This window comes from Vibrio sp. V19_P1S1T109, from assembly GCF_002241375.1.
Taxonomy (GTDB): Bacteria; Pseudomonadota; Gammaproteobacteria; order Enterobacterales; family Vibrionaceae; genus Vibrio; species Vibrio anguillarum.
The window spans coordinates 1-2,929 of sequence record NZ_NDIM01000138.1 but is presented as its reverse complement, the minus strand read 5'-3'; the positions used below and the strand labels follow the sequence as shown (position 1 = coordinate 2,929).

Below are 2,929 nucleotides of genomic sequence, written 5' to 3'. Positions count from 1 at the left end.
GGAACAGACAACCCAACTCAGTTGAAAGAGCGTATTGAAGTTGCGTGCTCAAACTTTGGTGGAACAAAAAATAAAAACATTTCAGGTGTTATTATCAACAAGCTTAATGCCCCTGTTGATGAAGCAGGCCGCACTCGCCCTGACTTATCAGAAATTTTTGATGATGCAGATAGCGCGAAACAAGCCAATTTAGAAGTGATGCAGATCTTCAACACCAGCCCAATTCGTGTGTTAGGTTGTGTGCCTTGGAGTATCGACCTTATCGCGACTCGTGCTATTGATATGGCCAAACACCTGAAAGCTGAAATCATTAATGAAGGTGAAATTAAGTCTCGCCGTATTAAGAGCATCACTTTCTGTGCGCGTTCTTTGCCACACATGATTGAGCACTTTAAGCCAGGGTCACTCTTAGTGACATCGGCCGATCGTCCTGACGTGATTGTTGCCGCCTCTCTGGCCGCAATGAATGGCGTTGAAATTGGTGCGGTACTGCTGACTGGCGGTTACGATATGCCACAAGAGATTGTGAACCTATGTAAACCAGCCTTTGAAAGCGGATTGCCTATTTTTAAAGCGCAAGGTAACACTTGGCAAACGTCACTCAACCTGCAAAGCTTTAGCCTAGAAGTTCCAGCTGACGATAAAGAACGTATCGAGTTCATCAGCGATCATGTTGCTAGCCACATCGATGGCCCTTGGATTAATTCGCTCACTGAGGGCACGCAAGGTATTCGTCGCCTTAGCCCGCCAGCATTCCGTTACCAGTTAACTGAGTATGCTCGTCGTGCAGGTAAACGTATTGTGCTTCCTGAAGGGGATGAACCACGCACAGTGAAAGCGGCCTCTATTTGTGCTGAGCGCGGTATTGCGACTTGTGTTCTACTTGGTAACCCTGATGAAATCCGCCGCGTTGCTGCGCAGCAAGGTGTTGAGTTAGGTGCTGGCGTTGAAATTATCGATGCTGACTCAGTGCGCGAAAACTACGTTGCTCGCTTGGTTGAGCTGCGTGGTTCAAAAGGCATGACAGAAGTTGTGGCTCGTGAAAAACTGCAAGATTCAGTATTCCTTGGCACAATGATGCTTGAAGCGGATGAAGTTGACGGTTTGGTTTCTGGTGCGGTTCATACCACAGCCAACACCATTGTTCCTCCATTCCAAATCATTAAGACCGCGCCAAATGCCTCGATTGTATCCTCTATCTTCTTCATGCTATTGCCTGATCAAGTGTTGGTATACGGCGACTGCGCCATCAACCCAGATCCAAATGCTGAACAGCTTGCTGAAATTGCGATTCAATCGGCCGATTCTGCGGCGGCATTCGGCATTGACCCGCGCGTGGCGATGATTTCCTACTCGACGGGTGAATCAGGTAAAGGTGCTGATGTAGATAAAGTGCGTGAAGCGACGCGCATTGCTCAAGAGAAACGTCCAGATCTTATTATCGACGGTCCTCTACAATACGATGCTGCAATCATGGAAAACGTGGCGGCTTCTAAAGCACCAAACTCTCCAGTCGCTGGTAAAGCAACGGTATTTGTCTTCCCTGACCTAAACACAGGTAATACAACTTACAAAGCAGTACAACGCTCAGCAGACCTTGTTTCTATCGGTCCAATGCTGCAAGGCATGCGTAAACCAGTAAACGATTTGTCTCGCGGTGCATTGGTTGACGACATTGTTTACACAATCGCGTTGACGGCGATTCAAGCAAGCCAAGAAACAAAATAAAATTCTTAGCTTAACTTGCTGATTAAAAGGCTCTTATGTATCACATAAGAGCCTTTTTTATAGCACACTTCCACCCTCGTTATAACCCAATAAAGCCGCGATCATGGGGCGTATCAAGATCAAGATCCGGCCCCTTAGGTACCACTTGCGTTGGGTTAATGCCAATATGGCTGAAATAATAGTGGCGTTTGATGTGGTAAAAATCGGTCGTTTGTTTGATACCGTCGATTTGGTAAAGCTCTTTTAAGTAACCGCTTAAGTTCTCATAATCGGCGATACGCTGTTTATTGCATTTAAAATGCCCGACGTAAACAGCATCAAAACGGATAAGTGTAGTGAATAAACGCCAATCCGCCTCGGTGATCTGGTTACCGACCAAGTAGCGATACGTCGCTAAATGATTGTTGACCTTATCTAATGCCGTAAAGAGTGCATCATAAGCATCGTCATAGGCCTCTTGCGTGGTCGCAAACCCACATCGATAAACGCCATTATTAATATTGGGGTAGATATACGCATTCCATTCATCGATAGCTTTGCTGAGTGCTTGCGGATAGTAGTCGTGCTGGTTACCCGTTAACTCATTAAATGCACTGTTAAACATGCGAATAATCTCAGAAGATTCATTGCTAACAATGGTATTGGTCTTCTTATCCCACAACACAGGTACAGTTACTCGCCCTGAATAATCTACCTTTGCTTTGGTGTAGATTTGATGGAGCTTGGTATAGCCGAACAGAGGTTCAGGAATACCAAAAGACCAGCCTTCACTTAGCATGTCAGGACAAACGACCGTGACATCAATGTGTTCGGTGAGTGATTTGAGTTGGCGAAAAATCAATGTACGGTGAGCCCAAGGGCATGCCAAAGAGACATACAAATGATAACGGCCCGATTCTGGTTGAAATCGTGCATCTGGCTGGCTGTCAACCCAGTGTCTGAATCCTGCGTCTTCGCGTACAAAATGCCCAGCGCTGCTTTTGGTGTCATACCAAACATCGTGCCAGACGCCTTCAACTAATTTTCCCATGATCTCCACTCCTCATTCCGATGACTTTTTTATTATAAGTAGGATAGAAAATGGTAAAACCGGAGGAAGTTGTCCTTGTTATTCAGAAATTTTGAACAGTGCGATTTACCCCGCTAAGCGCACAGATAAAAAAAGCGCGACCCAGAAATGCGTCGCGCTTAAGCCTGTCAC

Annotated in this window: 2 protein-coding genes; one reads left to right on the top strand and one right to left on the bottom strand. The window is 45.9% G+C overall.

Annotated elements, in window-relative coordinates; genetic code table 11:
* Positions 1-1,728 (top strand): phosphate acetyltransferase (gene pta, locus B9J87_RS06505; RefSeq protein WP_094149839.1); only part of this gene is annotated, 1,728 nt, incomplete at its 5' end.
* A gap of 79 nt (positions 1,729-1,807) precedes the next feature.
* On the opposite strand, the gene B9J87_RS06500 is transcribed toward pta, so the two are convergent.
* Positions 1,808-2,758 (bottom strand): glutathione S-transferase family protein, encoded by a 951-nt coding sequence (locus B9J87_RS06500; RefSeq protein ID WP_094149837.1) that lies wholly within the window; start codon positions 2,756-2,758, stop codon positions 1,808-1,810.
* Between the last annotated feature and the right edge of the window lie 171 nt (positions 2,759-2,929).